This is a genomic window from Pseudomonas sp. (assembly GCF_032058845.1).
Lineage (GTDB): Bacteria > Pseudomonadota > Gammaproteobacteria > Pseudomonadales > Pseudomonadaceae > Aquipseudomonas.
In genome coordinates this window covers 26,969-33,876 of record NZ_DAMCCR010000041.1, presented here as the reverse complement: position 1 = coordinate 33,876, position 6,908 = coordinate 26,969, and the positions used below count along the sequence as shown (strand labels likewise).

Sequence of the window (6,908 nt, the reverse complement as noted above, 5' to 3'; positions counted from 1 at the left end):
ACTTGGACGCCACCGTCGTACTGTCCCGTGACATCGCCTCCCTGGGTATCTACCCAGCGGTCGATCCACTGGACTCGACTTCGCGCCAGCTGGACCCGAACGTGATTGGCAACGAGCACTACGACACCGCGCGTGGCGTTCAGTATGTTCTGCAGCGCTACAAAGAGCTGAAAGACATCATTGCCATCCTGGGTATGGACGAACTGTCCGAAGCCGACAAGCAACTGGTATCGCGCGCTCGTAAGATCCAGCGCTTCCTGTCGCAGCCGTTCTTCGTGGCCGAAGTCTTCACCGGTGCATCGGGCAAATACGTTTCCCTGAAAGACACCATCGCTGGCTTCAGCGGCATCCTCAAAGGTGACTACGACCACCTGCCAGAACAAGCGTTCTACATGGTCGGCAGCATCGACGAAGCGATCGAGAAAGCCAAGAAACTGTAATCCCGGCGCTCCGCAAGGGGCGCTAATCAGGTTGAGGCAAGCAGATGGCTATGACAGTCCATTGCGATATCGTCAGCGCGGAAGGAGAGATTTTCTCCGGTCTGGTCGAGATGGTGGTTGCGCACGGTAACCTGGGTGATCTTGGTATCGCTCCAGGCCACGCGCCGCTGATCACCAATCTCAAGCCAGGCCCGATCACGCTGACCAAGCAGGGCGGCGACCGTGAGGTGTTCTACATCTCCGGTGGCTTCCTCGAAGTGCAGCCGAACATGGTCAAGGTGCTTGCCGATACCGTGCAACGTGCTGCAGACCTGGACGAGGCTTTTGCTCAGGACGCCGTCAAGGCTGCCGAAAAGGCCCTGAGCGAGAAAGGTGCGGACTTCGACTACAGCGCCGCGTCCGCGCGTCTGGCCGAGGCTGCAGCCCAGCTGCGCACCGTCCAGCAGATCCGCAAGAAGTTCGGCGGTTGATACCGTTACGCTTTGCGCAGATTGAGAAAAAGGGTAGCCATCGGCTACCCTTTTTCTTTTTCCGCAGTCCTACCCCACACGGTCAGGCCCTGACCGCCCAGCATTGGTAGCTTTCATGTCCCTCGATATCGTCATTCTCGCCGCTGGCCAAGGCACCCGCATGCGCTCGGCCTTGCCCAAGGTGTTGCACCCGGTGGCCGGCAATTCGATGCTCGGCCACGTTATCCACAGCGCGCGCCAGCTCCAACCCAACGGTATTCATGTGGTGATCGGCCACGGCGCCGAGCAGGTACGCGAGCGCCTGGCCGCCGATGACCTGAATTTCGTCATGCAGGACAAACAGCTCGGCACCGGCCACGCCGTGGCGCAAGCGCTGCCTGCCATCAGCGCCGACACCGTGCTGGTGCTTTACGGTGATGTGCCACTGATCGAAGTGCAAACCCTCGAACGGCTGCTGGCCAAGGTCAACGACCAGCAACTGGGCCTGCTGACGGTCACGCTGGATGACCCTACCGGCTATGGCCGTATCGTGCGTGACGATGAGGGCCGGGTCACCGCCATCGTCGAGCACAAGGATGCCAGCGAGGCGCAGAAGGCGATCCAGGAGGGCAACACCGGCATCCTGGCGCTGCCTGCCGCACGCCTGGGCGAGTGGATGGGCCGCTTGTCGAACAACAACGCCCAAGGCGAGTACTACCTGACCGACGTGATCGCCATGGCCGTCAGTGATGGCCTGGCAATCGCCACCGAGCAGCCGTACCACGCCATGGAAGTGCAGGGCGCCAACGACCGTCGCCAACTCGCAGAGCTGGAGCGTCATTACCAGTTCCGCGAGGCCGGCCGCCTGATGGCCCAGGGCGTCACCCTGCGTGACCCCGCGCGGTTCGATGTGCGTGGCCAGGTCACCGTGGGCCGTGACGTACTGATCGACATCAACGTGATTCTCGAAGGCACCGTGGTCATCGAAGACAACGTGCAGATCGGCCCCAACTGCGTGATCAAGGACACCACCCTGCGCAACGGCGCCGTGGTCAAGGCCAACAGCCACCTGGACGGTGCGGTGATGGGCGAGGGCAGCGATGCCGGCCCATTCGCGCGACTGCGCCCGGGCACCGTATTGGAAGCCAGAGCCCATGTGGGCAACTTCGTCGAATTGAAGAACGCGCACCTGGGCGAGGGCGCCAAGGCCGGCCACCTGACCTACCTGGGCGACGCCGAGATCGGCGCCCGTACCAACATTGGCGCAGGCACCATTACCTGCAACTACGATGGTGCGAACAAATTCCGCACGGTGCTGGGTGAAGACGTGTTCATCGGCTCCAACAGCTCACTGGTAGCGCCGGTAGAAATCGGTTCAGGTGCGACCACGGGCGCAGGTTCGACCATTACCCAGAACGTCGAAGCGGCTCAGCTCGCGGTCGGCCGTGCGCGGCAACGCAACATCGATGGCTGGAAGCGGCCTGAGAAAATCAAGAAAAGCTGAAGCCCGATGTTGTGCGACACCGAACAAGCCGACATCTGTGGATAAGTCGGCTTTTTCGTTTCAGGGGCGGGCGTTGCGCTGCGGCGATCAATTGCAGCGGTTGTCCACAGCCGGCAGAGGGGCATCCATCCCTTGACGCGCACGCTGCTTTAGGTTTTGATTGCGCTCATTATCTTTCAGATCGAAACTTAAGCGCATCATGTCGAAACGTAATACGCCCCAACGCCGGCATAACATCCTCGCCCTGCTCACCGAGCAAGGCGAAGTCAGCGTTGACGCCCTGGCCAAGCGCTTCGAAACGTCTGAAGTGACCATCCGCAAAGACCTTGCCGCCCTCGAAGCCAACGGCCTGCTCCTGCGCCGCTATGGCGGTGCCGTCACCGTGCCGCAGGAGTTGCTGGTCGAACCGGTGCAACCGGTGTCGCCGTACAAGCAGGCCATCGCCCGCGCCGCGGTGCAGCTGATCCGCGAACATGCGCGCATCATCATCGACAGCGGCAGTACCACTGCGGCCATGATCGGCCAACTGGGCCGCCAGCCCGGCCTGGTGGTGATGACCAATTCGCTGCACGTGGCCCGCGCCATTGGCGATCTCGAGCACGAACCCGTGCTCCTGATGACCGGCGGCACGTGGGACCCGCATTCCGAATCCTTCCAGGGCCAGGTCGCCGAACAGGTGCTGCGTTCGTATGACTTCGACCAACTGTTCATCGGCGCCGATGGCATCGACCTGAACCGCGGCACCACCACCTTCAACGAGTTGCTCGGCCTGAGCCGTGTGATGGCCGAAGTTGCCCGTGAAGTGATCGTCATGGTCGAGTCCGACAAGGTAGGGCGAAAGATCCCCAACCTCGAGTTGCCATGGGACCGCGTCAATACCCTGATTACCGATGATCGCCTGCCTCTTGAGGCGCGCGACCACATTCAAGCCCGTGGCGTGACCTTGATCTGCGCCACGATCAGCCAGGAGCAATAACATGTGTGGAATCGTGGGTGCCGTTGCCGAGCGCAACATCACAACCATTCTGATCGAGGGCCTCAAGCGCCTCGAATACCGCGGCTATGACAGTGCAGGTGTGGCTGTCTTCGGCACTGAACAGGGCCTGCAGCGCCGCCGCCGCACGGGCAAGGTGCGCGAGCTGGAAAGCGCCGTGGCGGCCGAGCCGCTGACCGGGCAACTGGGTATCGCCCACGTGCGTTGGGCCACTCACGGGGCCCCGACCGAACACAATGCCCACCCGCATTTCTCGGCCCATGACGTGGCCGTGGTGCACAACGGCATCATCGAAAACTTCGAGGCACTGCGCGAAGAGCTCAAGGCCCTGGGTTATGTGTTCGCCTCCGAGACGGACACCGAAGTCATCGTCCACCTGATTCACCACATTCTGAAGACCACGCCTGACCTGGCCGATGCAGTCAAAACTGCCGTCCAGCGCTTGCACGGCGCCTATGGCCTGGCCGTGGTCAGCGCGGCGCAGCCAGACCGCCTGGTCGCTGCGCGCAGCGGCAGCCCACTGGTCATTGGCCTGGGCATTGGCGAAAACTTCCTCGCTTCCGATCAGTTGGCCCTGCGCCAGGTGACCGACCGCTTCATGTACCTGGAAGAAGGCGACATCGCCGAGATCCGCCGTGAACAGGTGAGCATCTGGGATCAGGCCGGCCAGGCCGTACAGCGCGAAACCGTGCAGTACCACGAAGGCGCGGAAGCCGCTGACAAGGGCCAGTACCGTCACTTCATGCTCAAGGAAATCCACGAGCAGCCACGCGTGGTGCAACGCACGCTCGAAGGCCGCCTGGGCAAGGACCATGTGCTGGTGCAAGCCTTCGGCCCACAGGCCGCCGAGCTGTTCGGCAAGGTGCGCAACGTGCAGATCGTGGCCTGCGGCACCAGCTACCACGCCGGTATGGTCGCCCGTTACTGGCTGGAAAGCCTGGCCGGCATCCCGTGCCAGGTCGAAGTGGCCAGCGAATTCCGTTACCGCAAGGTGGTGGTGCAGCCCGACACCCTGTTCGTGTCGATCTCGCAGTCCGGCGAAACCGCCGACACCCTGGCCGCGCTGCGCAACGGCAAGGCCTTGGGCTTCCTTGGCAGCCTGGCGATCTGCAACGTCGGCATCAGCTCGCTGGTGCGCGAATCCGACCTCACCCTGTTGACCCTGGCCGGCCCGGAAATCGGCGTCGCCTCGACCAAGGCCTTCACCACCCAGCTGGTGTCGCTGATGCTGCTGACCTTGGCGTTGGGCCAGGTGCGTGGCACCCTCGAAGCGGGTGTCGAAGCCGAGCTGGTCGAGGAGCTGCGCCGCCTGCCAAGCCGTCTGGGCGAAGCCCTGGCCATGGACAGCACCATCGAAAAAACCGCCGAGCTGTTCGCCGACAAGCACCACACCCTGTTCCTTGGCCGCGGCGCGCAATACCCGGTGGCGATGGAGGGTGCGCTCAAGCTCAAGGAGATTTCCTACATCCACGCCGAAGCCTACCCGGCCGGTGAACTCAAGCACGGCCCGTTGGCCCTGGTCGATGCCGACATGCCGGTGGTCACCGTGGCGCCCAACAACGAGCTGCTGGAAAAGCTCAAATCCAACCTGCAGGAAGTCCGCGCCCGCGGCGGCGAGCTGGTGGTGTTTGCCGACGAACAGGCTGGCATGAGCAATGGCGAAGGCACCCATGTGATCAACGTGCCGCACATCGCCGATGCACTGGCGCCGATCCTGTACACGGTCCCGTTGCAGTTGCTGTCGTATTACGTGGCAGTGCTGAAAGGTACGGACGTGGATCAGCCGCGTAACTTGGCGAAGTCGGTGACGGTGGAATAAGGCGGTATTTGCGGTCGGTTCTGACAATTAACACCGTCGCACCGCACGCTAACACTGTCGCCTTAGAAGGGAGCCTTAACCGGCTCCCTTCTTCGTTGCGTCTCTCCTTTGAGCTGATGTACTCACTGCAACCTAGCGTCGACGCTCATCAACACCTTTCAAAGTCCAACCCGATGACTCGCTCCCCTCGTGCCTCAGTCGACTTCCATCTCGAACAGTCGATGATCGCGGGCATATTGCAGTAAGCGCTCGTCGAGTTGTTCGGTATCTTCATAGAACTGCTCGTCAAGGGCGTTCAGTGCGGCATGGCAATCGTGATCAAGTGGTTCTGCGTAGGTGAGCATGCACGAGTGGCGCAAGCTTCGGTCAGTTGGCACGGGCTGGTTGCCGAACAGCAGGCCTCTGGCTTCTTCGAGCAGCGTCAGAGTGTGTGTCGCAGCCAATTCGAGAAGGCCCGCACGAGTATCGGCGTAATGTTCCCCTGAGGAGTTGCTGAAGTACTGTTCGAAGCCGCCATTGTAGACCTCACCCTCTAAGACCCTGACTGCGTAATAATGCTGCTCTGCCAATGCCAGCCCGGAAAAACCCTCTGGGCTGTGATAGACCCGATTGACCAACGCAGTCCAATACACCGCTTGCGGGCTTGCCTTGTATCGCTTGTGCTCCTCGGCTCTGAGCTTGCCCTCTTCGATCTGTTGCCGATAGCCGCCCTTGCAGGGCATGCACATCCCGTCATTGCTTGCAGCCGTGCTTGGCACTATCAAGGTCGCGCAAATCCGGCAGGGCAGTTTGTCGCTCATGGGCACTCCGTTGAAGTTCTGCAAAGGGAACGCTTACTCAGCGCATTCATCTACGCAGTACAGCGAATTCGATAGGGTTTGGCCAGCAAGAACGGCCTGACCGAGGCTTCATGCAGTAACAGGTTCAAGCAGGTTGCAGCCGTGGATCGGCTTCGCCGCTCATCCTGGCTGACGCCGTTGGCCGTCGAGTCTCCATCAGTATCGCTCGTCCTCCGCAATCCAAGCCTGGATAGCACGCATCCGTTGTCTTAGGCTGTAGCCGTTTGTATCCCGTCTACCCGCGACATTCTGCCCCCACGTGGATCGACTATCAGGAAGCATCTATGAGCGAAGATGTCATCGACCCAGGCGTCATGGACAGCATTGTCATGTGCATTCACGACACGGCGGGCTTCGGCAGAAGAGCGTTCGAACGCTTCAGCCTGTGCACCGATGTTGCACGTGACCTCGGCATCGATGGTGACGATGCCAATGAGCTCATGGGCGAGTTTTTCGAAAGATTCCCCATCGAGCTTAATGACTACGATCCCTATCGATATTTCGTCGAAGAGGGTTTCAGCATATGGCCATTCCGACGAGCGAAAGACAGGCGAGGGAACATACCGCTGCGCATCGGTATGTTGCATTTGGCAGTGCAGGCCAAGCGTTGGGATACGCAAGTGTATGAACAGGCCCGATTCAGCGATTCCCCCCTGTATGCGCGGACAGAAGATATTCCGGTAGCGGGCTACAGGATAAAGAGCCGCTGAACGAGGCCAGGTCGTTCGCGGCCGCTCACGAATATCGATAGAGGACCAGCTCTGTCTCGTGAGGCAGGCAGAACTGTCCTGCAAGTCATCCAGAGATGAAGAATTATTTATCAAGGATTTCCAAGACTTAATGTAATTTCATGGGAGAGAAAC

At 60.8% G+C, this 6,908-nt stretch carries 6 protein-coding genes and 1 pseudogene; 6 read left to right on the top strand and 1 reads right to left on the bottom strand.

The window, feature by feature from the left end:
- The 5 genes and pseudogenes from RT028_RS10145 to glmS form a co-directional block, all read left to right on the top strand.
- Positions 1-440, top strand: a pseudogene (locus tag RT028_RS10145) (F0F1 ATP synthase subunit beta); the annotation flags it as partial.
- Between the two features lie 44 nt (positions 441-484).
- Entirely contained in the window at positions 485-910 is a 426-nt protein-coding gene (locus RT028_RS10140; protein WP_312934620.1) for a F0F1 ATP synthase subunit epsilon, read from the top strand.
- Between the two features lie 115 nt (positions 911-1,025).
- Positions 1,026-2,393 (top strand): bifunctional UDP-N-acetylglucosamine diphosphorylase/glucosamine-1-phosphate N-acetyltransferase GlmU, encoded by a 1,368-nt coding sequence (gene glmU / locus RT028_RS10135; protein WP_312934619.1) that lies wholly within the window; start codon positions 1,026-1,028, stop codon positions 2,391-2,393.
- 196 nt (positions 2,394-2,589) lie between these two features.
- On the top strand, positions 2,590-3,369 hold the full coding sequence (locus RT028_RS10130) for a DeoR/GlpR family DNA-binding transcription regulator (protein ID WP_312934624.1): 780 nt from the start codon (positions 2,590-2,592) through the stop codon (positions 3,367-3,369).
- Position 3,370: 1 nt separating this feature from the next.
- Positions 3,371-5,206: a glutamine--fructose-6-phosphate transaminase (isomerizing) gene (gene glmS, locus RT028_RS10125; RefSeq protein WP_312934618.1), complete on the top strand. Its 1,836-nt coding sequence runs from the start codon at positions 3,371-3,373 to the stop codon at positions 5,204-5,206.
- A gap of 194 nt (positions 5,207-5,400) precedes the next feature.
- Here the strand turns inward: glmS and RT028_RS10120 are convergent, their stop codons facing one another.
- Positions 5,401-6,006 (bottom strand): DMP19 family protein, encoded by a 606-nt coding sequence (locus RT028_RS10120; RefSeq protein WP_312934617.1) that lies wholly within the window; start codon positions 6,004-6,006, stop codon positions 5,401-5,403.
- Positions 6,007-6,329: 323 nt separating this feature from the next.
- Between RT028_RS10120 and RT028_RS10115 the strand changes: the two genes are divergently transcribed.
- Positions 6,330-6,755, top strand: a complete 426-nt coding sequence (locus RT028_RS10115; RefSeq protein WP_312934615.1) for a DUF1493 family protein — start codon at positions 6,330-6,332, stop codon at positions 6,753-6,755.
- The last annotated feature ends 153 nt before the right edge of the window (positions 6,756-6,908 follow it).

Bases quoted from the DNA above. Each gene is read 5' to 3' on its own strand.
- RT028_RS10120 (WP_312934617.1), bottom strand. From the start codon at position 6,006: ATGAGCGACAAACTGCCCTGCCGGATTTGCGCGACCTTGATAGTGCCA.
- glmS (WP_312934618.1), top strand. From the start codon at position 3,371: ATGTGTGGAATCGTGGGTGCCGTTGCCGAGCGCAACATCACAACCATT.
- RT028_RS10115 (WP_312934615.1), top strand. From the start codon at position 6,330: ATGAGCGAAGATGTCATCGACCCAGGCGTCATGGACAGCATTGTCATG.
- glmU (WP_312934619.1), top strand. From the start codon at position 1,026: ATGTCCCTCGATATCGTCATTCTCGCCGCTGGCCAAGGCACCCGCATG.
- RT028_RS10140 (WP_312934620.1), top strand. From the start codon at position 485: ATGGCTATGACAGTCCATTGCGATATCGTCAGCGCGGAAGGAGAGATT.